This window comes from Bradyrhizobium sp. CCBAU 25360, assembly GCF_028128695.1.
Classification (GTDB): Bacteria; Pseudomonadota; Alphaproteobacteria; order Rhizobiales; family Xanthobacteraceae; genus Bradyrhizobium; species Bradyrhizobium ottawaense.
Genome location: NZ_LBJA01000040.1, coordinates 418,353 through 439,142 on the forward strand (window position 1 = coordinate 418,353; position 20,790 = coordinate 439,142).

At 64.4% G+C, this 20,790-nt stretch carries 23 protein-coding genes and 1 tRNA gene; 14 read left to right on the forward strand and 10 right to left on the reverse strand.

The genetic code is table 11. The features are described 5' to 3' along the window. Positions 1-9: 9 nt before the first annotated feature. The 6 genes from XH81_RS21445 (at position 10) to XH81_RS21470 (ending at position 6,402) form a co-directional block, all read left to right on the forward strand. Positions 10-1,380 carry a cytochrome P450 gene (locus tag XH81_RS21445; protein ID WP_028139310.1) on the forward strand — a complete coding sequence of 457 codons (1,371 nt, stop codon included), beginning with the start codon at positions 10-12 and terminating at the stop codon, positions 1,378-1,380. A gap of 48 nt (positions 1,381-1,428) precedes the next feature. Continuing rightward, on the forward strand, positions 1,429-2,838 hold the full coding sequence (locus XH81_RS21450; protein WP_028139309.1) for an adenylate/guanylate cyclase domain-containing protein: 1,410 nt from the start codon (positions 1,429-1,431) through the stop codon (positions 2,836-2,838). Positions 2,839-3,048: 210 nt separating this feature from the next. Beyond that, positions 3,049-3,537, forward strand: coding sequence for a tellurite resistance TerB family protein (locus tag XH81_RS21455; RefSeq protein WP_018318970.1), 489 nt, complete (start codon positions 3,049-3,051; stop codon positions 3,535-3,537). Positions 3,538-3,762: 225 nt separating this feature from the next. Continuing rightward, positions 3,763-4,542, forward strand: coding sequence for an SDR family NAD(P)-dependent oxidoreductase (locus XH81_RS21460; protein WP_028139308.1), 780 nt, complete (start codon positions 3,763-3,765; stop codon positions 4,540-4,542). A 121-nt stretch (positions 4,543-4,663) separates the two neighbouring features. Next, on the forward strand, positions 4,664-5,458 hold the full coding sequence (locus XH81_RS21465; protein ID WP_028139307.1) for a glutamine amidotransferase: 795 nt from the start codon (positions 4,664-4,666) through the stop codon (positions 5,456-5,458). A 131-nt stretch (positions 5,459-5,589) separates the two neighbouring features. After that, a complete protein-coding gene (locus XH81_RS21470; protein ID WP_028139306.1) occupies positions 5,590-6,402 on the forward strand; it encodes an enoyl-CoA hydratase in 813 nt (270 codons plus the stop codon). A gap of 120 nt (positions 6,403-6,522) precedes the next feature. On the opposite strand, the gene XH81_RS21475 is transcribed toward XH81_RS21470, so the two are convergent. Further along, positions 6,523-6,598 (reverse strand) — tRNA-Ala (locus XH81_RS21475). Positions 6,599-6,802: 204 nt separating this feature from the next. On the opposite strand from XH81_RS21475, the gene XH81_RS21480 reads away from it, so the two are divergent. Genes XH81_RS21480 through folD form a run of 3 tightly spaced genes read left to right on the forward strand, consistent with a single transcriptional unit; the run spans position 6,803 to position 8,348 of the window. Then, on the forward strand, positions 6,803-7,093 hold the full coding sequence (locus tag XH81_RS21480; RefSeq protein ID WP_007598721.1) for a YggT family protein: 291 nt from the start codon (positions 6,803-6,805) through the stop codon (positions 7,091-7,093). Between the two features lie 18 nt (positions 7,094-7,111). After that, entirely contained in the window at positions 7,112-7,453 is a 342-nt protein-coding gene (locus tag XH81_RS21485) for a DUF167 domain-containing protein (protein WP_028139305.1), read from the forward strand. Between the two features lie 10 nt (positions 7,454-7,463). After that, positions 7,464-8,348 carry a bifunctional methylenetetrahydrofolate dehydrogenase/methenyltetrahydrofolate cyclohydrolase FolD gene (gene folD / locus XH81_RS21490; RefSeq protein ID WP_028139304.1) on the forward strand — a complete coding sequence of 295 codons (885 nt, stop codon included), beginning with the start codon at positions 7,464-7,466 and terminating at the stop codon, positions 8,346-8,348. Between the two features lie 154 nt (positions 8,349-8,502). Here the strand turns inward: folD and ppa are convergent, their stop codons facing one another. Further along, entirely contained in the window at positions 8,503-9,039 is a 537-nt protein-coding gene (gene ppa, locus XH81_RS21495; protein WP_018318963.1) for an inorganic diphosphatase, read from the reverse strand. Between the two features lie 175 nt (positions 9,040-9,214). Continuing rightward, entirely contained in the window at positions 9,215-9,724 is a 510-nt protein-coding gene (locus tag XH81_RS21500) for a GNAT family N-acetyltransferase (RefSeq protein ID WP_018318962.1), read from the reverse strand. A gap of 267 nt (positions 9,725-9,991) precedes the next feature. Here XH81_RS21500 and XH81_RS21505 point away from each other — a divergent pair, with 267 nt between their 5' ends. The 4 genes from XH81_RS21505 to XH81_RS21520 are packed head-to-tail and all read left to right on the forward strand — an operon-like array spanning position 9,992 to position 13,090. Next, on the forward strand, positions 9,992-10,891 hold the full coding sequence (locus XH81_RS21505; protein ID WP_028139303.1) for a dienelactone hydrolase family protein: 900 nt from the start codon (positions 9,992-9,994) through the stop codon (positions 10,889-10,891). After that, entirely contained in the window at positions 10,888-11,355 is a 468-nt protein-coding gene (locus XH81_RS21510; protein WP_028139302.1) for a DUF2269 family protein, read from the forward strand. The genes XH81_RS21505 and XH81_RS21510 overlap by 4 nt, the downstream gene beginning before the upstream one ends. 8 nt (positions 11,356-11,363) lie before the next feature. Further along, on the forward strand, positions 11,364-12,683 hold the full coding sequence (locus XH81_RS21515) for an SDR family oxidoreductase (RefSeq protein ID WP_028139301.1): 1,320 nt from the start codon (positions 11,364-11,366) through the stop codon (positions 12,681-12,683). Beyond that, positions 12,683-13,090, forward strand: a complete 408-nt coding sequence (locus XH81_RS21520) for a thiol-disulfide oxidoreductase DCC family protein (protein ID WP_028139300.1) — start codon at positions 12,683-12,685, stop codon at positions 13,088-13,090. Before XH81_RS21515 ends, XH81_RS21520 begins: the two co-directional genes overlap by 1 nt. 178 nt (positions 13,091-13,268) lie before the next feature. Here XH81_RS21520 and XH81_RS21525 read toward each other — a convergent pair whose 3' ends face one another. From XH81_RS21525 to XH81_RS21555, 7 genes are all read right to left on the reverse strand, one after another. After that, positions 13,269-14,516, reverse strand: coding sequence for a flavin monoamine oxidase family protein (locus tag XH81_RS21525; protein WP_028139299.1), 1,248 nt, complete (start codon positions 14,514-14,516; stop codon positions 13,269-13,271). A 156-nt stretch (positions 14,517-14,672) separates the two neighbouring features. Further along, entirely contained in the window at positions 14,673-16,499 is a 1,827-nt protein-coding gene (gene typA, locus XH81_RS21530) for a translational GTPase TypA (protein ID WP_028139298.1), read from the reverse strand. Positions 16,500-16,736: 237 nt separating this feature from the next. Next, positions 16,737-17,018 (reverse strand): hypothetical protein, encoded by a 282-nt coding sequence (locus tag XH81_RS21535; protein WP_038973635.1) that lies wholly within the window; start codon positions 17,016-17,018, stop codon positions 16,737-16,739. Continuing rightward, positions 17,015-17,242: a DUF308 domain-containing protein gene (locus XH81_RS21540; protein ID WP_038950938.1), complete on the reverse strand. Its 228-nt coding sequence runs from the start codon at positions 17,240-17,242 to the stop codon at positions 17,015-17,017. The genes XH81_RS21535 and XH81_RS21540 overlap by 4 nt, the downstream gene beginning before the upstream one ends. Then, on the reverse strand, positions 17,239-18,684 hold the full coding sequence (locus XH81_RS21545) for a radical SAM protein (protein ID WP_028139296.1): 1,446 nt from the start codon (positions 18,682-18,684) through the stop codon (positions 17,239-17,241). Before XH81_RS21545 ends, XH81_RS21540 begins: the two co-directional genes overlap by 4 nt. After that, positions 18,665-19,381 (reverse strand): prolipoprotein diacylglyceryl transferase family protein, encoded by a 717-nt coding sequence (locus XH81_RS21550; protein WP_028139295.1) that lies wholly within the window; start codon positions 19,379-19,381, stop codon positions 18,665-18,667. The genes XH81_RS21545 and XH81_RS21550 overlap by 20 nt, the downstream gene beginning before the upstream one ends. A gap of 81 nt (positions 19,382-19,462) precedes the next feature. Then, on the reverse strand, positions 19,463-20,227 hold the full coding sequence (locus XH81_RS21555) for a Crp/Fnr family transcriptional regulator (RefSeq protein ID WP_028139294.1): 765 nt from the start codon (positions 20,225-20,227) through the stop codon (positions 19,463-19,465). Positions 20,228-20,405: 178 nt separating this feature from the next. Here XH81_RS21555 and XH81_RS21560 point away from each other — a divergent pair, with 178 nt between their 5' ends. Beyond that, positions 20,406-20,789: a response regulator gene (locus tag XH81_RS21560; RefSeq protein WP_028139293.1), complete on the forward strand. Its 384-nt coding sequence runs from the start codon at positions 20,406-20,408 to the stop codon at positions 20,787-20,789. The last annotated feature ends 1 nt before the right edge of the window (position 20,790 follow it).

A 20,790-nucleotide genomic window follows, 5' to 3' on the forward strand; every position in this document is an offset into this window, starting at 1 on the left:
GAGAGAGCCATGAATATCGCCAGCGTGCGTAGGCCCATCATCCCCCCGGCTCCCCCGCGTGCGCCCGACGACATGTCGTTCTTCGGCCGGCTTGCCGTGATCCGGCGCAACATGATCGCGACGTGGGGGCAGCCTGCTTACGAGGAAGAGGTCATCAAGGGCCGCTTCTTCCTTCGCAACAGCTTCATCCTGAATCAGCCGGATGCGATCCGGCACGTCCTGCTCAACAATTACGAGAACTATACGCGCACGCCGGCGGGCATCCGCATGCTGCGCCCGGTGCTCGGCGACGGGCTTCTGATCGCGGAAGGACACTCCTGGACGTTCCAGCGCCGGACGCTCGCGCCGGCCTTCACGCCGCGCGCCACCGCCAACCTCGTGCCGCACATGACGGCGGTGCTCGACGAGACCATCGCGAAGCTCGATACGCAGACGGGCGCGCCGGTCGATCTGCGCGAAATCATGCAGCGCATGACGCTGGAGATCGCGGGGCGCACGATGTTCTCGTTCGGCATGGACCGGCATGGCGCGACCCTGCGCAATTTCATTATGGAGTATGCGTCCCGGCTGGGACGGCCCTACTTCCTCGACATGCTGCTGCCGGTGTCGTGGCCGAGCCCGATGGATTTTGCCCGCGCCCGTTTCCGCAAGCGCTGGACCGAGTTCGTCGCGATGCTGATCGCCGAGCGGCGCGCTGCCGGCAAGAAGGACGGCGCGCCGCCGCGCGATCTGTTCGATCTCATGGACGCGGCGCGCGATCCGGAAACCGGCAAGGGCTTTTCCGACGAGCAGCTCGTCGACGAGGTCGCGACCATGATCCTGGCGGGTCACGAGACCACCGCAACGGCGTTGTTCTGGGCGCTCTATCTGCTCGCGCTCGATCCGGAGACGCAGGAGGAGGTGGCGTCCGAGACAAGCGGCGAGCATCTCGACAGCATGGCCGACATCGATCGCCAGAAATTCACCCGCGCGGTGATCGACGAGACCATGCGGCTCTATCCTCCCGCCTTCCTGGTCGCGCGCGCCGCACGCGAAAAGGACAATGCGGCAGGCGTCGAGATCAGCAAGGGCGACATCATCATGATCGCGCCCTGGCTTCTGCACCGTCACGAGAAGCTGTGGGATCAGCCGAACGCGTTCATTCCAAAGCGCTTCATGTCGACGGAGGCGCCCGATCGCTTCGCCTATCTGCCGTTCGGCGCAGGTCCGCGCGTCTGCATTGGCGCGCCGTTTGCGCAAGCCGAATCCGTGCTGGCGCTGGCTCGGCTGATCGGCGCGTTTCGTGTCGAGCTCGCCGATCAGGCGAATCCCGTGATCCCGCTCGGCGTCGTCACGACCCAGCCGGACCACTCACCTATGTTCCGTATCACCCGTCGGTGACAGGCGATTGCCTGGCCGATGGCGTGATTCAACCAGCAGAGTCCCGCCATGAGCGACATCCAGGCCCAGTTCTCCGTTCTGAAGCAGACCGCTGACACGAAGGTGGTCGATGCGATTGCGCGTCTGATCGAGGACGGCGAAGATCACGAGCTCAACCGCGTCAATGTCCTCGATTTCGCCTCGCAACATGCCGTCGACGAAGAGCACGCGATCTCGGCCTTCCTGCACGCGGCGCGGCTCGGGTTGTTCGATCTCGGCTGGAACGTGCTGTGTCCGGGCTGCGGCGGCGTGCTCGGCGCGCACACCACGTTGAAGGCGCTCAAGCCCGACGACTATCACTGCGCGCTCTGCGCTTGCGGCTACAAGGCCTCCGTCGACGATCAGGTCGAGGTGTCCTTCACCGTGAATCCGCGCGTGCGGCGCATCGCGGCGCACGACCCCGACACGCTGCCGGTGTGGGAGTATTTCAAGCAGGTGTTCTGGAGCTCCGGCGTCGACTTCAACAAGGACTCATTCGCGACGCTGGCGAACGAGGTGACGCTGGATACGATGGAGTTGCCGGCCGGCGAGAAGGCGACCATGTCGCTGCAGCTGCCTGGTGACTTCGTCATCATCTTCGAACCGGTCACGCACGCCGCCCATTTCATCGACGTCCAGGGCGAGCCGACCAGGGATCGCCAGCAGCTCGCCATCATGTACAACAAGGTGCAGGCCCCGACGGGGACCACGACCATGCGGCCGGGTCCGCTGCGGCTATCGCTGGAGAACCAGGCCGGCGTGCGCGTGCTGCCGTCGGTGTTCATCGCGGCCGAGGCGCTCCATCATCTAATCGGCAAGCGCAAACCGTTCCTCACCGCCAAGCGGATGCTGTCGAACCAGACCTTTCGGGATGTGTTCAAGGCGGACAATCTCAGTCTCGACCAGCGGCTCCAGATCACGTCGCTGACCTTCCTGTTCACCGATCTGAAGGGCTCGACGGCGCTCTACGAGCGCGTCGGCGACCTCGCCGCCTTCGATCTGGTGCGCGCGCATTTCCATGCGCTGCTCGAGATCATCTCCTCCGAGAAGGGCGCGGTGGTGAAGACGATCGGCGATGCCGTGATGGCGACCTTCGTCCGCCCCGAGCATGCCATCGTCGCGGGCCTGCGGATGCGTGCGGCGATGGACCAGCTCAACAAGCGGCGCGGCACTGATGATCTCATCGTCAAGATCGGCATCCATGAAGGTCCCTGCCTCGCGGTGATGCTCAACGAGCGGCAGGATTATTTTGGCCAAACGGTCAACATCGCCGCCCGCGTGCAGAGCCTGTCGACCGCGCAGGAGATCCACATCACCGGCCCGGTGCTCGATGCGCCCGCGGTTGCAGAGGTGCTGGAGCAGCGCGCGATCAAGCCGATCCAGAAACAGGCGGCGCTGCGCGGCATCGCCGACAAGATGGTGGTGTACGAGATCCCGTGAGCCTCAGGCGGTCATTCCGGGGCGATGCGCAGCATCGAACCCGGAATCTCGAGAGTTCGTGCTCTGCGCGCACACGGAATGACCGTGAACAGATTGCCGAAACGTAATGCAGCGCGCGGAACTGACGCACGTTGCGCCGGTTGAGTTTCCTGCTCATATAATGCTGGTAACGGCCGCGCCTCGCGGCTGTATCGATTTCGGTAGGATCTTATGCTCGACGGCCTGCGCCAATTCATCGCCGACATTGTCGCCCCCAATGACCAGAACCGCACGTTCGGCGACAGCGATTATCGGTTGGCGGCCACCGCGCTGCTGGTCCACGTAATCTCGCTCGACGGCCAGCCGAGCGCGGCCGAGCAGCGCAAGCTGCACAGCCTGATCGAAAGCCATTTTAAGCTCGATCGCGGCACTGCGGATCGTCTGATTGCGGACGCCACCCAGGTCGAGGGCGAGGCGGTGGACCTCTATCACTTCACCAGCGTCATCATGCGCTCGCTCGACGAGGAGGGTCGCAAGCGCATCGTCCGGATGATGTGGGAGCTGGTCTATGCCGACGGCCAGGTCTCCGAATTCGAAGACAACGTCGTCTGGCGCGCCTCCGACCTGCTCGGGATTTCCCAGCGCGACCGGATCGACCTGAAGCATACGGTGGCCGAGCGCGCCGGTGGTCAGGTGACGGACAGCGCCGTCGGCGGCTGATCCGCGCAAACCGGCGGATGGCCGGTTGTGCGGATCACATGACGAAACTTTAATGTAGCTGCCGGCCGTCCGGCGCCGGATTCGTCCGTAAAAACCCGGCTTTCCTGCTCCTCTTGACGCCCGCTCAGGCGGCCATGCGGCCGACGCCGCTTGCCTGTCGCGCACGGCTTATGCTCTCGTTCCGTCATTGCGGGGCCAAAAACTTCAATTCAAGAGACTTCGATCGTGGCTGAGCGGGTAACGTTGATCACCGGTGCTTCGGCGGGCATAGGTGCGGAGCTGGCGCGCGTGTTTGCCGCCAATGGACATCGCCTCGCATTGACGGCGCGGCGCGCGGATCGATTGGAGGCGCTCGCGAACGAGCTCGCCGCCAAAGGCGGCAAGAAGCCGATCGTGATCGCCTGCGATCTCCAGGACCTGGACGCCGGCGAGACGATCGCGGCGGCGCTGGCCGCTGAAGGCGTAGAGCTCGACCACCTCGTCAACAATGCCGGTTTCGGCGTGTTCGGCGACGCCACCGAGCGCGATCGCGACGAGCAGATCGGGATTGTCGATGTCAACGTGCGGGCTCTGACCGATTTGTCGCTGCGCTTCGCCGATCAACTCATCAGGAACAAGGGCGGTCTTCTCAATGTCGGCTCGGTCGCGGGCTTCCTGCCCGGCCCCGGCATGGCCGTCTATTACGCGTCCAAGGCCTATGTGATTTCCTTCACCGAAGCGCTGCGGGCCGAGCTCGCGCCGCGCGGCGTTCGGGTCACCGTGCTTTGCCCGGGTCCCGTGCCCACCGAATTCCAGGCGCGCGCCGGCGTCGGCTCCGGACATGATACGGCCCTTCTCAATGTTTCAGCCGCCGCTGTCGCGCAGGAGGCCTATCGTGGCTTGATGGCCAACAAACGGGCAGTGCTGCCTGGTCTGGGCATCAAGATTGTGCCATTTGCCCTGCGCTTCTTCCCGCGGGGCTTCATCCTGGCCGCCACCAGCCGATTCCAGAGGCAGAGGCATTAGATCTCGAAGCTCCCGTATTGGCCCGGAGCTTGCTTCGGTTTCGTTGTGTGCACGAACTCACACGAAATTAACGATCGCTTAGTTATGCTGGCGGTCTGAACCGATAGCATTCGCAAAGGCCATGTCGTTACGGACGGACAGGTTTGGTAGCGCAGAGGTGGTGCCCTTCCCGAGGAGGACGCCAGGCGCCGTCGCCTCCGAAACCCAATTGCCGGTTCTGATCATCCTGCACCAGGAATCCTCGACGCCGGGCCGTGTCGGCAATGCGCTGCGTGCGCTTGGCCATCGTCTCGACATCCGCCGTCCCCGCTTCGGCGATCCCCTGCCCGAGACGCTCGATCAGCATGCCGGCGCCGTGGTCTTTGGCGGTCCGATGAGCGCCAATGATTCCGACGACTATATTCGCCGCGAGATCGACTGGATCGAAATTCCGCTCCGCGAGCAGCGGCCGTTCCTCGGCATCTGCCTTGGTGCCCAGATGCTGGCGATGCAGCTCGGCGCCCGCGTCGCGCCGCATGCCGATGCGCTGACCCAGATCGGCTACTACCCGATCCGGCCCACAGCCGCGGGCCACGCGCTCTGCCCGGCCTGGCCGGCCCAGGTCTATCACTGGCATCGCGAGGGATTCGAGCTGCCTGTCGGCGCCGAGCTGCTCGCAGAAGGCGACGATTTTCCGGTGCAGGCGTTCCGCGCCGGCAATGCCTTCGGCGTGCAGTTTCATCCTGACGTGACCTACGCGATGATGCATCGCTGGACCACGCGCGGCTATGACGGCTTCAGTGCGCCCGGTGCGCGGCAGCGACATCATCATTTCGCCGATCGTGCCGTATACGATGTCGCAGAGCGTGCCTGGCTCGACCATTTCATCGACGGCTGGCTGACGCGCCGGCCGGTGCTGGCGCAAGCCGCCGAGTAATCGCGTGCTCGCGCAGGTTCTCGCAGGTTCTTGGCGCAGGTCCTTGGCGCAAGTCTCTGCCTCTTTCCTGGATATGCTAGGCTCACCGCCAACGAGCGCGCGAACGCGCCGGAAAGCAAAGGGAGAGCGTCATGGCCTACGAGCACATTCTCTATGAGGTGAGCGACAAGATCGCGACCATCACGCTCAACCGTCCCGATCGCATGAATGCGTGGACGCCGACCATGGAGCGCGACGTGCGCCATGCGATGGAAGCGTCAAACGCCGATGACGATGTCCGCGTCATCGTGCTGACCGGCGCGGGCCGCGCCTTCTGCGCCGGCGCCGACATGGATGCGCTGAAGGGGCTCGACCCCGATGACGTCCGGCGCGCGTCGAACCTGCCGCCGTTCGACATGAACCGGCGTCCGGACTGGCAGACGCGCTACGGGTTCTATCCGTCGATCAAGAAGCCTGTGATCGCCATGCTCAACGGCGCCACGGCCGGCATTGGGCTGGTGCACGCGCTCTATTGCGACCTGCGCTTTGCCGCCGACAACACGGTGTTCACGACGGCCTTCGCGCGGCGCGGCCTGATTGCCGAGCACGGCATCAGCTGGATGCTGCCGCGCATCGTCGGTCACGCCAACGCGATGGATCTGCTGCTCTCGGCGAGGCGCGTGCCGAGCGACGAGGCGTTGCGGATCGGCCTGGTGAACCGGCTCTGCCCGCCTGACAAGCTCCGCGAGGAGACCTATGCCTATGCGCGCGATCTCGCCGATTTCGTCTCGCCGAGCGCGATGGCCGTGATCAAGCGCCAGCTCTACGAGGTGCCGTTCCAGACGCTGGCGGAGGCAACGATCGAAGCCAACCGGGAGATGATGGTGGCGCTCGCCGGCAGCGATTTCCGGGAAGGCGTGGCGAGCTTCATGGAGAAGCGGCCGCCGAGGTTTACGGGGAGGTAGGGGGATTTCGGAGGGAGCCCGCCTTCGCCCTGCGGGCTTCGGCGAGGCAGCCTTCGCTCACTTCGCTGCGAGAGACTTCCCAAGGCTTGCCTAACCGTAGCTCGCGAAGCGAGCGAAGGCTGGTGGAGCCAGGCGGGATCGAACCGCCGACCTCGTCATTGCGAACGACGCGCTCTCCCAGCTGAGCTATGGCCCCTTTGTTGGCCGCTCTGGTAAACGCGACCGACAACCGGGCGCCATTTAAGTCCCCGCCAAGGTCAAGTCAAGGACGGGTGTCACCCGCTTTTAGCCATTCGGGGCGCGGACTTCCCTTGTTTGGGCGGGGGGGAACCGATATCTAGCAAAAGGCGTCAATCCCGACCGCAGCCAACGTTTTCAAAAGCCAGAGGCTTCAAAAGCCATGCGTGCCGTTCTCGACATCGTCATCATCGTGCTCGACCTCTACGTCTGGCTGCTGATCGCCTCCGCGATCCTGTCCTGGCTGATCGCCTTCAACGTCGTGAACACGCGCAACCAGTTCGTGTCGGCGGTGGCCGAGTTCCTGTACCGGATCACCGAGCCGGTGCTGGCGCCGATTCGCAACTTCCTACCCAGTCTCGGCGGTCTCGACATCTCGCCGATCATCCTGATCCTGCTCATCATGTTCATCGAGCGGGTGATCCTGTACTACATCTACCCGAACGTGATCTGAGCGGGCTGGAGCCCTTGGTTGCGAACGAAAGTTTGTAAGGAACCCTGGCGTTACTCGGCCGCAGGAATCAGCATCGCGCTGCGGGTGACGCCGCGCGGCGGTCGCGACGGCATCGACGGAATCGAGCAGCTGGCCGACGGCCGCAGCGTGCTCAAGGTGCGGGTGCGCGCCATCGCCGATGGCGGCGAGGCCAACAAGGCCGTTTTGGTCCTGCTGGCGAAATCGCTGGGCGTCCCCAAGGCCGGCGTAAAGCTCCTGTCCGGAGCTACCTCGCGGCTGAAGCAGATCGCGGTCGACGGCGATCCGGCACGGCTCGGCGAAGCCCTGCGCCAGCTCGTCTCGGCCCAATCGAAAGACTGAGGGAACTGACATGACCGCCAAGATTATCGATGGAAAAGTCATCGCCGCGGAACTTCGGGCCCGCGTCGCCGACGAGGTCGCCCGCGTCAGGCGCGAGCACAATCTGGTGCCGGGACTGGCGGTCGTGCTGGTCGGCAGCGACCCCGCCAGCGAGGTTTATGTCCGCTCCAAGCACACCCAGACCCAGGCCGCTGGCATGGCCTCGTTCGAGCACAAGCTGCCGGCCGACGTCTCGCAGGCGGAGCTTCTGGCGCTGGTCGCAAAGCTCAACCGCGATCCGGCCGTGCACGGCATTCTGGTGCAACTGCCGCTGCCGAAGGGGCTGAACACCGAAGCGGTCGTCAACGCCATCGACCCTGCCAAGGACGTCGACGGGCTGCATCCGAACAATGCCGGCCGGCTCGCCGGTGGTTTCGAAGCGCTGTCGCCCTGCACGCCGCTCGGCTGCATCATCCTGACCAAGAGCGTGCACGCCTCGCTGGAAGGCATGAACGCCATCGTCATCGGCCGCTCCAATCTGGTCGGCCGCCCGCTGGTGCAATTGCTGCTGAACGAGAACGCCACGGTGACGATCGCGCATTCGCGCTCGCGCGACCTGCCCGGCCTCGTGAAGCAGGCCGATCTCGTCTATGCCGCGGTCGGAAGACCTGAGATGGTGCGCGGCGACTGGCTCAAGCCGGGTGCGACCGTGATCGACGTTGGCATCAACCGCATACCCAAAGAAAACGGCAAGACGCGCCTCGTCGGCGACGTCGCCTATCAGGAAGCGCTTGGTGTTGCTGGCGCGATTACGCCGGTGCCGGGCGGCGTCGGTCAGATGACGGTGGCGTGCCTGCTGGTCAACACGCTGCGCGCGGCCTGTGCGATCGCCGAGCTACCGAAGCCGGCGGTGTAGCCAAACTCTCGTGCCCCGGACGCAGCGCAGCGTGAAACGATGCGCTGCAGAGCCGGGGCCTAGCGGCAGCATGGGTCCCGGCCCTGCGACGCGTCACACCGGACGATGCTACGCATCGCCGGGACATGCCGCATCGCGTCCGGGACACCAAAGCTCAGCCCTTCTTCTTCTTCTCGCGATCCATGCCTTCGAGGATCAGCTTGTGCGCGTCCTCCGGACCGCCCCAGCGCAGGATCTTGACCCATTTGCCCTTCTCGAGATCCTTGTAGTGCTCGAAGAAGTGCTGGATCTGCTGCAGCGTGATGTCGGGCAGGTCGGAGTACGACTTCACCTTGTCGTAGCGCTGCGTCAGCTTCGACGACGGCACCGCCAGAATCTTCTCGTCGCCGCCGGCTTCGTCTTCCATGAACAGCACGCCGACCGGGCGCACGCTCATGACCGCGCCGGGAATGATAGCGCGGGTGTTGATGATCAGGACGTCGCAGGGGTCGCCGTCATCCGACAATGTGTGCGGGATGAAGCCGTAGTTACCGGGGTAACGCATCGGCGTGTAGAGGAAGCGGTCGACCACCAGCGTGCCGGCCTCCTTGTCCATCTCGTATTTGATCGGTTCGCCGCCCACGGGGACTTCGATGAGGACGTTGACTTCGTGAGGTACGTTCTTCCCGATCGAGATCGCATCGATACGCATTCAAGGCTCCGTTATTGCCGAGGATAAATCGCGCCCGGCAGCGATTTGGCGCTGTCATACGCGGGCTTGGCCCGCTGATCCATCGCGTTTTTGTGAAATAATGAATCCGGAAATCACCGGCTCAAAGGCAACGGTATCGACGGAAGGGAAACGCTGCCGCTGAGCTTTCAGCAGCTCAATTGGTCCAAGCGAAGGCAACCTTGTCGAGCGACTTCGGCCCGAACCGCTCCGAGGAGCGGGCCACCATACGGCCCCCCAGCGCCCGGTAGAACTCGGTCGCCGGATCGTTGTCCGAGAGCGCCCAGACCACCATGCTCTTCAGCCCGCTCTGCATCAGGTCGCGGCGGGCGGAGGCGAACAGGCGGCGGCCGAAGCCGAGGCCCTGGAATTCGGGGCGCAGGTACAGCTCGTAGATCTCGCCGTCGAAATGCAGGCTGCGGGCGCGGTTGCGGCCGTAATTGGCGTAGCCCGCGATCTTGTCGCCGAACACCAGCACGCTGACGCGGCTGCCCTTGCGGATCGCGCTGTCCCACCACTGCGGGCCGCGGCGGTTGATGAGCTTTTCCAGCTCGGCGCCGGGAATGATGCCCTGATAGGCGGAGCGCCAGGCTTCGTCATGAGTAGACGCCACCGCAGTTGCATCTGCAGCTTTGGCCGGCCGGACCTCGATCAGGGTTGTGCTCATGGGCGCAATCAAACCAAGTCGCCGCGCCGGCGGCAAGACCTATCGTTAATTATCGGTTAACGTGTGGACTTTGTGCATCAGTATCTGAACCATGTTGTACCGAAAAAAGACAGGACGCCGACTCGAATGGCACCGGCGTGCCGTGTGTCGGTGCAAAACTCCCTCTGCGGCAACGAATGAAGGGCGAGGGCCACGCAGAAAGTCCGCCCATAGTGATTCGTTCCTACTAGTGTGGCTGTCGCTGTTCGTGCTCGCCCTCGGCCATTCATGCGGCTTCTCAACATCTTCGCGCTTATGACTCTGCTGGCCTTGCTGACTGCGCCGCCTCTGTGCGCTCAGGTCACGTTTGGCCCATCGGGCGAGGAGGGCGAACCGTTTCGCCGACAAGAGTGGCGGGTGCCGTCGCCGGATACCGACATTGCTGCGCGTGCCCTGCTGTTTCGCCCTGCCGGGGCAGGTCCGTTCCGGCTGGCGGTCGTCGCACACGCCTCGACGCAGAATGGCTTGCGTCGAGCGCAAATGCCGCAGCCGGAATATCGTGCGCTCGCCGCCTATCTCGTCGGGCACGGTTTTGCCGTGCTGGTGCCGGAGCGGCTGGGCCATGGCGCGACCGGCGGCCGCTATGTCGAGGACCAGGGCGGATGTGACGAGGCGGACTATGCGCGTTCGGGCCGTGCAACGGCCGAGGAAATCCGGCTCGCGATGGAGTTCTTGCGAAAGCAGGATTTTATCCGCAAGGACGCCGCCATCGTGATCGGCCATTCCGCCGGCGGCTGGGGGGCGCTGGCGCTCGCCAATGCCGATCCGAAGGCGATCGCCGCGATCACAGTATTTGCGCCAGGGCGCGGCGGCCATGCCAATGATGAGCCGAACCGGATCTGCGCGCCACACACGCTTCTTGCCGCCGCTGCAGAGTTCGGCAAGGGCGCGCGCATTCCTGTCACATGGCTCGTTGCAACCAATGACAGCTATTTTTCGCCGGCGTTTTCAAAGGGCCTGGCCGACGCATTTCGCGGCAGCGGCGGCAAAGTCGACTTCCACACCTTGCCGGCCGCCGGCAGCGAGGGGCACTGGATGATCGAGAGTGAGGCCGGCGTCAAAGCCGTGAGCCGGGAGCTCGTGGGTGCGCTGAATAAGGGCAGGCCAACCGCGACCAAGAAGCCATGACGCTGTATTTCCTGGTCAAATTTCTCCATGTGCTCGGCGCCATCGTCATCCTCGGCACCGGAACCGGCATCGCCTTCTTCATGCTGATGGCGCATCGCACCGACGATGCGGAGTTCATCGCGCGCACCGCTTCGGTCGTCGTCATCGCGGACGCAATCTTCACACTGTCGGCCGTGCTCCTCCAGCCGATCACGGGCGGCTTGCTGATGACGCTCTCGGCGACGCCGATCACCGAGCGCTGGCTGCTCGCCGCGCTCGTGTTGTATGCCGTCGCCGGCCTGTTCTGGATCCCTGTCGTGTTCATGCAGATCGAGATGCGCGATCTCGCGCGAAAGGCCGCGGAGCAGCACAAGGCGCTGCCACAACGATACTTCGTCCTGTTTCGCCGCTGGTTCGCGTTCGGCTTCCCCGGTTTCGGCGCGACGATGCTGATCCTCTGGCTGATGGTTGCAAAGCCGTTTTGAGAGCCGTGATGAACCAGCGAACCATCTTGGTGCTCGGCGCCTCCGGCCTGATCGGCCGCTTCGTTACGGACGATCTTCGCGCGCGTGGCTTTCGCGCGCTTGGCGTGGCGCGCAGCCTGTCGGCGGCGCAGAAGACGAGCGCGCTCGACATCGAGCTGCCGATCCTCTCGCTCGACGTGACGGTGCTGACGCGGTTGTTGCGCGAGCATGCGGTGGATGTCGTCGTAAACTGTCTCGGCGTGCTCCAGGACGGCCCCGGCAGCGACACAGGTGCCGTGCATCGCGATTTCGTTGCGCGCCTGCTTGCGGCGATCACCGACAGCGGCCGCGCGATCCGGCTGGTGCACCTCTCGATCCCCGGAGCGGCCGAAGCCGATCGCACCGCCTTCGCAACGACCAAGCGCGAGGCCGAGCGCCTGATCGCGGCCTCAGGCATTACGCACGCCATCCTGCGGCCCGGCTTCGTAATCGCACCGTCCGCTTATGGCGGCAGCGCCATGCTCCGCGCGCTCGCTGCCTTCCCACTCAACCTGCCGGACAAGGCGATGGCGACGTCGTTCCAGCCAATAGCCATCGAGGATATTTCGGGCACCATCGCCTGGCTTGCGGCGCGCGACATCGACGATGCCTCTGTAAACGCGCTGAGCTGGGATCTGATGCAGGCTGAGCCGGTCACCATGGCCGGCGTCATCAGGCAATTCCGCCTTGCGTTCGGCACGGCCGGGTGGACGCATGTCGCGATGCCGTCGTTCATGCTCGATCTCGGCGCCAAGATCGGCGATCTCGCCAATTATCTCGGCTGGATGCCGCCGATGCGCTCCACGGCCATCGCCGAGCTGCGCCGCGGCGTGCGAGGTGATCCCTCGGCATGGATCGCCGCCACGGGCATCACGCCGAAGACGTTGGTCGATATGATTGGTCGTCATCCCGCGACCGTTCAGGACAAATGGTTCGCGCGCCTGTTCCTGATCAAGGCGCTGATCTTCGCGAGCCTGGTCGCGTTCTGGCTGATCTCCGGCTTCATCGCGCTGTTCGTGTCCTATCGCGCCGCCGCCGGCATTTTGATCGCGCACAACTTCCCGGCCGCGCTGGTCGATCCCATCACCATCGGCACCAGCCTGATGGACATGAGCATCGGCGTGCTGATTGCCTTCCGCCGCACCGCGGCGACCGGGCTCGTTGCCGGCATCGTCGCCTCGCTCGGCTATATGTTCGGTGCGGCGGTGCTGACGCCCGATCTCTGGATCGAACCGCTCGGCGCGCTGGTGAAGACGGGGCCGGCGATCGTGCTGATGTTGGTGGCGCTCTTGACGCTGGATAATCGCTGATGAGCAAATGGCCCGATGACGACGTGATCCTGTTCGACGGCGTCTGCGTCTTCTGCTCGCGCTGGGTCCGTTTCGTCGCGCAGCGCGACATGGCGAAGCGGTTTCGCTTCACGCCGATCCAGTCGGAGTATGGAGCCCGGCTCGCGCGGGCGTTCGGCATCGATCCCGATGATCCCGACACCAATGCCGTGGTTCATGGCGGTGAGGTGTACATGAAGTCGGATGCGGCGTTGACGGTGCTGTCGCGACTCCCGGGCTGGGGTTGGGTGCGCGTGCTGTTCGCCGTACCGAAGCCGCTGCGGGACCCCGTGTACAGCCTCATCGCGCGCAACCGCTATCGCATCTTCGGCAAGTATGACGCGTGTTTCGTGCCTGATGCAGATTTGCGGGCGCGAGTGATCGAGTGACACGACAGCGGCGCCACAAGATTGGTGTCGTCCCGGCGAACGCCGGGACCCATAACCACAGGACGGAGTTTGGCGAAGACTGGAAGTTAGGGTCAATCCGCGGTACGCGCACCACGCGTGACTGAAAGATCACGCGGTATGGGTCCCGGCGTTCGCCGGGACGACATTGGTGGGGAGGTTAGCGCTTCCCGATTGCCGCCAGCACTTCCGTCGCCGCCCGTTCCCCGCTGTCCCGCGCCCCATGCGCAGTCGTGAAGAAGGTTGGCGACGTCGCCTCGCCCGCAAAAAATAGCCGGCCATCGACCGGCGCGGCCAGCACGGCGCGATCCCCGGCGTGGCCGGGCAGCGCATGCGAATAGGAGCCGCGCGCGAACGGATCATGTGCCCAGCGCGACTCGTACAGCGGCTTCAGCTTGCGGCGGATGTCGTTGCCGAGAAAGCCGGCGATCTCGTCGATGCTGTGCGCGGCGATGGCGCCGTCGCCGGAATCCTCCAGCGCGCGGGCGAAGCTGCCGCCGAAGAAGCCTTCGATGCAGGGCTGGCCGAATGGGCGGATGTGGTAGGTGCCCATCGCGGTGCGCATGGTGGCGCCGCGCAAGTTTGCTTCCTTGGGAAAGGCTTCGGCGTCCTCGAGCGCGAGCGTCACCTTGTCGTCGACGCCGAGCGGGAGGCCGGCCGCTGCGTCGACCTTGGACGGTAACGGCGGCGAAAAGCGCATCGTCTCATAGGCGATCAGGTTGGTCGGCACCGTGATGATCACCTTGTCCGCAGTCAGCGTGCCCTGCGAGGTCTCGAGGCGGACCCGCGGGCCGGAATGATCGATCAGCGCGACGATGCAGTTCAACGCCACCGGGCAGGGCGCGCCATAGGCCGTCACAAGCGCGCCATAGCCGCGGCGGACGCGCCAGTTGAGACCAGAATCCTCATAGGCGTCCCAATCCAGCGTCGACATGTCCTTGAGTTCGCAGCCGTTGATGTAGGTCGAGATCGCATCGATCATGGGATTCCAGCGATTGCCCACCTCGAGGCTCCGGCTCGCAGGCTCGTCCTTGCCCTTCTGCGCTGCTTCCCAGAGGCGCTCATAGAACGCGTCCATCGCGCCCATGAAATCGTCGCGCTCGCCTTGCGGAAACGCGTTGCCATAGGCGCGCTCGCGCCAGGGCGGCAGGTCCTTGTTGAGCTCGAAACCGAGTCGCTGCGCGATCGAAACGAAGGAGTTCTTGTCCGCCGAGTGCAGCCAGCCGCAGCCGACGTCGAAGGTGACGTCAGGTGAGGCCTGTACGGTCCAGGCGCGGCCGCCGAGCCTGTTCCGTGCCTCCAGCACGATCGCGGAGAGACCGGAGCCCGCAAGCGCGTGTGCAGCGCCGAGGCCGGCGGCACCGGCGCCGACGATCGCGACGTCCACGGAGGAGGGGAGGGAGGTCATGGGCGGGCTCTAGCACGTTCGTTGGGTGTGCTGAAGCCGGACGGGTAAACGCTTTTGTAGGGCAGGCAAAGGCGCTCTTGCGCCGTGCCCACCATCGTCCATAGGTGGGCACGCTTGCGCTTTGCCCACCCTACGGCACTACGGAGAACGGTGGCCTTACGCCACCGCTTCCTTGGCCTTCTCCGCGCGCTTGCGCTCGTTCGGGTCGAGATGCTTCTTGCGCAGGCGGATCGACTTCGGGGTGACCTCGACGAGCTCGTCGTCCTCGATATAGGCGAGCGCCTTTTCCAGCGTCATGCGGATCGGCGGGGTCAGGCGCACGGCTTCGTCCTTCGAGGTCGTGCGGATGTTGGTGAGCTGCTTGCCCTTGAGCACGTTGATCTCGAGATCGTTGTCGCGGGTGTGCTCTCCGACGATCATGCCCTTGTAGACCTTCCAGCCGGGCTCGATCATCATCGGGCCGCGGTCTTCCAGCTTGAACATGGCGTAGGCCACCGCGTCGCCCTGGTCGTTTGAGATCAGGACGCCGTTGCGGCGGCCCTGGATCTCGCCCTTGTACGGGGCGTAGCCGTGGAACAGGCGGTTCATGATCGCGGTGCCGCGGGTGTCGGTGAGCAGCTCGCCCTGGTAGCCGATCAACCCACGGGTCGGCGCGTAGAACACCAGGCGCTGACGATTGCCGCCCGAGGGCTTCATCTCGATCAGCTCGGACTTGCGCTCGCTCATCTTCTGCACGACGACGCCGGAATGCTCCTCGTCGACGTCGATCACGACTTCCTCGATCGGCTCCAGGGTGGCGCCGGTGGCTTCGTCCTTCTGGAACACGACGCGCGGGCGCGACACCGAGAGCTCAAAACCCTCGCGGCGCATGGTCTCGATCAGGATCGCGAGCTGCAATTCGCCGCGGCCCGAGACTTCCATCGCGTCCTTGTCGGAGGCTTCGACGACGCGCAGCGCGACGTTGCCTTCGGCCTCGCGGAGCAGACGGTCGCGGATCATGCGGCTCGTCACCTTGTCGCCTTCAGTGCCGGCGAGCGGGGAGTTGTTGACGATGAACGACATCGACACGGTCGGCGGATCGATCGGCTGCGCCGGCAGCGGCACTTCGACGGTCGGATCGCAGAAGGTGTCGGCGACGGTGCCCTTGGTCAGGCCGGCAATGGCGACGATGTCGCCGGCTTCGGCTTCCTCGAGCGGCGTGCGCTCGAGACCGCGGAACGCCAGGATCTTGGTGATGCGCCCGGATTCGACCAGCTTGCCCTCGGCGTTGAGCACCTTGACCTGCTGGTTCGGCTTGAGGATGCCGGACGAGATGCGGCCGGTGATGATGCGGCCGAGATAGGGGTTGGCCTCCAGGATGGTGCCGATCATCCGGAACGGACCTTCCTCGACCTTCGGCGGCGCGACGTGACGCAGGATCAGGTCGAACAGCGGCTCCATGCCCTTGTCCTTCGGACCCTCCGAGCTGTCAGCCATCCAGCCCTGCTTGGCCGACCCGTAGAGGATCGGGAAGTCGAGCTGTTCCTCGCTGGCGTCGAGCGCGGCGAACAGGTCGAACACCTCGTTGATGACTTCGGTCGGGCGCGCGTCGGGGCGGTCGACCTTGTTGATGACGACGATTGGCTTGAGGCCGACCTTGAGCGCCTTGGAGACCACGAACTTGGTCTGCGGCAGCGGGCCTTCAGCGGCGTCCACCAGAACCAGGGCGCCGTCCACCATGTTCAGGATGCGCTCGACCTCGCCGCCGAAATCGGCGTGGCCGGGGGTGTCGACGATGTTGATGCGGGTGTCCTTCCACTGCACCGAGGCCGCCTTGGCCAGGATGGTGATGCCGCGCTCGCGCTCCAGGTCGTTGGAGTCCATGGCGCGATCGGTCACCTTCTGGTTCTCGCGGAACGTGCCGGACTGCTGGAGGAGTTTGTCGACCAGGGTCGTCTTGCCGTGGTCGACGTGAGCGATGATGGCGACGTTACGGAGGTTCATGAGTGAGCTTCTTTGGTTCGAACAATGGGTTAAGCGCGATCTCGCCGGTCGGACCGGGACCTCTTCTCGAAACAACGCTGGAAGACTGGAAACGGGGCGCTTTCCGCCCAAAAAGGAAGCCCGGCCATATCGACCGGGCAGCCTACGCGTTGCGGCGCAATATATGCAAAAACCGCCAAAAAACAATGCGTTCTTTGGGCCTTGGTTGACTGAATTTTGCCCGGGAATTCCCGGGGCTTAGCTGCCGTTCCGGGCCGGCGGGGCCTTTCGCCCCATGATGGCCGCCCAGATCAAGACGACGCCTCCGATGCCGATGACTAGTCCCAAAAACACCAGCGACGCGATGTCGGAGGGGATCTGGCCACCCTCGACCACCGACATTCCGCCGAACAAGAGCGCGCAGAGCCCCGGCAGCAGCATGAAGATGCCGGCGATTGCCATCAGCGCGGTCAGGCAGCCGCTGCGCTGTTGCTGGTTCTGCGGAGGCACTGCCGGTGGGTTGGGGCTGGAATCGCTCATGGTCTCTTTCTCGCTGCCCTGATCAGCATCACGCCGGCAAATGCCACCAGCAGTGCGAGGGCGAGGATGGGGGTAAAGCGGGTGTCGAAGTGGGACGACTGGGTCTGGTCGAAGGCAAAGATCAAAGCGCAGATGCCGGGCAGCAGCAGGATAACCCCAAACATCACCATGAGCGCGGTGACGCATCCGCTTCGCGACGGTGGAAGTGGAGGCGTCTCGCTCAACGAGGCATCTCCTCGCGCTGCGTAGCTTCCCGATAAGTGTCGCCGCGCAGCGCGGCGCGAATGCCGTCGATCTTTCCGTTCCGGTAGAACAGATTGTAGGTGTCGAACGGAATGATCGCGCCTTGCTCTGTCACGAAATGGATGCAGCTTCGCTTGACGTTGCCGACGCAGAAATTGAAGCGATCGAGAAACTGCACGATGGTGACGCGGAACACGTTCTCGTAAGAGAGCCCTTCCGGCACCTGAAAGCTCGGCAGGCAGCAAAGCAATTCGCAGACACGCTCGCTCGTGTTCAGCGGCCCCGATGACAGTGAGAACAGATCGACGAATTTCTCCCGCAGCACCGGATATTTCTCCGGGCTGATGGTGTTGGGCATCACGGCGACAAGCTGCTCCTGCGGAATCAGCGAGGTCAGGGGCAGCACCCTCTCGCCATTGCGCAGGCCATAGCCGATCGAGATGCTTTCGGGATTGCAGGGCAGCGGGATCATGTCCTTGTCGTCGAACACGCCGGTTTCGACGACGCGCTTGCGGATCTCCGACAGCATGATGCGGTCGGTATTTTTGTCGAAATTCTCGTTGCGGCCGGCGTCCTGCACCGGCTGCAGCGTGACGCCGCGCACGCATGTCCAGGTCAGCGCGTGGCGGACGATGTCGCCGATCTCGGCATCGTTGACGCCGCGCTTGATGGTCGCGACCAGCGTGGTCGACACGCCGTAATGCTCGAGATTTTCCAGCGCCTGCTGGCGGATTTTTCGCAAATCCGCGCCGCGCAAGTCGACCAGCGCGTCGCGCTGCAGCGAATCGAACTGGAGATAGACCTCCAGCCCGCGCCTGTTCTCGGCGAGCCGCGCCACGAAATCCTTTTCGCGGGCGATGCGCAGGCCGTTGGTGTTGATCATGACGTGCCGGATCGGGCGGGTGCGCACCGCGTCCAGGATCGCGAAGAAATCAGGATGCAGCGTCGGTTCGCCGCCGGAGATCTGCACGAGATCGGGCTCGCCCTCGCTTGCGACCAGCGCGTCCAGCATCTTCTCGATTGTCGCGAGCGGGGTAAATTTCGTTCGTGCCGGCGAGGATTCCGCAAAGCAGACCGGGCAGGTGAGGTTGCAGTGCTCGGTGATCTCGATCAGCGCCAGGCAGGAATGCTGCTCGTGGTCGGAACAGAGACCGCAATCATAGGGACAGCCGAATTCGGTGCGCTGCTGGAATTGCAGCGGTCGGTCACCTGGCTTGATGAAATCCTTGCACAGGCGCCAATAGGCGGCATCCGTCGACACCAGCGTCGACTGGACGCCATGCTCCCTGCAGCGCTTTTCGTACCAGACCTCGTTATCCAGGATCTGGATCTTGGTCGGCACTAGCTTCAGGCAGGTCTCGCAAAGAGATTGGGTCTGGCCCCAGAAAATATAGGGACGCGACTTACGCAACGGCGCGTTCATGCATGGGTCTCGCTTTGGGCGCCGTCGCCAGCATGACGCCGGCGTAGAGCAAAATGGACAGCGACAGCAGGTGAAACAGGGTGAAGGGGCCGATCAGCGTGCCGTAGGGCTTGAGGAATTCCCACGCGAAGCGTTGCGCTCCATAATAGGCAAGAACCAGGTAGAAACCATTGGTGATCACAAAGGCGTTCCGGTTCACGACGGCGAGCACATAGAGCAGCGCGAATACGGCCATGGCCGCGCTCTCATAGAGCTGCACGGGATGGCGCAGCATGCCGTCGCCGAAATCATGGGCCCATGGCAGCGCCGTCGGCGTGCCATAAGTGAAGTCGTCGAGGCCTGCGAAGTAGCAGCCGAGCCGGCCGATCGCGATGCCGAGCGCCAGCGGCAGCGCAAAACGGGCACCGGTCCGCGCGGCGATCCCCGCGGACCATTTGTAGAGCTCGATCGCCACGATGCCGCCGGCAATCGCGCCCTCCACCGAGCGCGCAATGCCGCTCTCGCCCGACAGCCACAGATTGGCGGAGCCGAACAGGTGGGCCCCGAGGCCCGCGCCGAACACCAGCGCGGCGATATAGGGCAGCTCAAAGGATTGCGCCGGAAACTGCAGGCGCTGCCGCGACAGCCAGTAGACGGCCGCCGCCGCCGCCAGCCACGCCAAGACGTCGAAGAGGGTGTGTAGGAAAGCCCCGCTCATGCGGGGGATATTAGCCCAGGTTTCGGCCGTGCGGGATAGTGCGCCTGCTCGTTCTCCACGCCGGGGAAGCGAGGCGGATCGCTAGCTGGCCTCCCGCTCCTCGGTCGGATAGACGCCGCGCAGCACCTCCTCGAAGTGCATTTTCACCGCGTCGTTGCACAGGCAGGCGCGAAGCCTCAGGCCGTCGCGGTTGCGAACCAGGATCGATCCGCGCCTCGTGTCGAGAATCCGTTCCGCCTTGAACGATTGAAGCACGCGGCTGGCATAACTGCGACCAACGCCCAGCAGCGTCGCAAGCTGTTCGTGGGTCAGCGGCACGCTATCCTCGTCGCCGGTGCGCTCCATCGCCGCCAAGATCCATTTGGCGGTCCGCTGTTCGATCGAATGGATCGCATTGCAGGCGGTCGACTGGAAGATCTGCGCCAGCATGCAATCGGCGTAGCGGGCAAAGATGTTGCGCAGCGACGCCGAGCGCAGCTTGGCCGCTTCCAGCTTGGCGACATGAACGCGCGCAAACGGGCCGCCGAATTTCACGCAGATCCGGGTATAGGCCGGCAGGAATCCCTCGCTGACGATGCCGCCCACCGCGCCTTCGCGACCGACCAGGATGGTCTCGACGTCTCGGCCATCCTCGTTGGGCACGAGAAAGGTCGCGAGCGCGGGTCCACAGGGGAAGTGGACGACCTGGACATCGTCACCGGGGCTGTAGAGCAGCTGGCTGGCGGCGGAGTTTTCGACGGTCACGTGCGGTGCGAGCAGGGCGTAGTCTGCCTGGTTCAAACGCCGCAACAAATTGTTGGCCGGACGGCTCTCGACCTCGGTCATCTTGCTGATACGCGCATCCATCGTGAACTCCCATCCTCCTCCCACCTTAACGAGTTCCGTGCATTCCCTGTGTGCACAAGTGGACAGACTGGAGAACGACAATGTGGTGGGTTTCGTTCCGGGAACCTCTCTGATGCGCTGTGCGCAGGCTTCGTGTCGCGGCAGTCCTGATCCGAACCCCCACACACAAGATGCGATCATGACACCCGCACTTTCCAATGGCTCAAGCTGGCCGGCCGATGTTCTGATCGTCGAAGACGACCCGATCATCGCGATCGATTTCGAGGACCGTCTGCTCGGGTTTGGGGTGACGGGCGTGCGGACCGTCGGCTCGGTGACGCAGGCGCTCGGCGCCATCGCCAAGCGTGCGCCCGACTTCGCGCTGCTCGACGTCGAGTTGATCCGCGAGACGAGCTTTGCGGTCGCCGCGCGGCTGGCCGCGCTGAAGATCCCGTTCGTCTTCGTTACCGGCTATGGCGCCGAGGCGCGCATTCCGCCTGAATTCTCCGGCCAGCCGCGGTTGCAGAAGCCGTGCTCGAGCGACGCGCTGGAGGCGGCGCTGAAGGTGCGCGCCCTCGATTAGC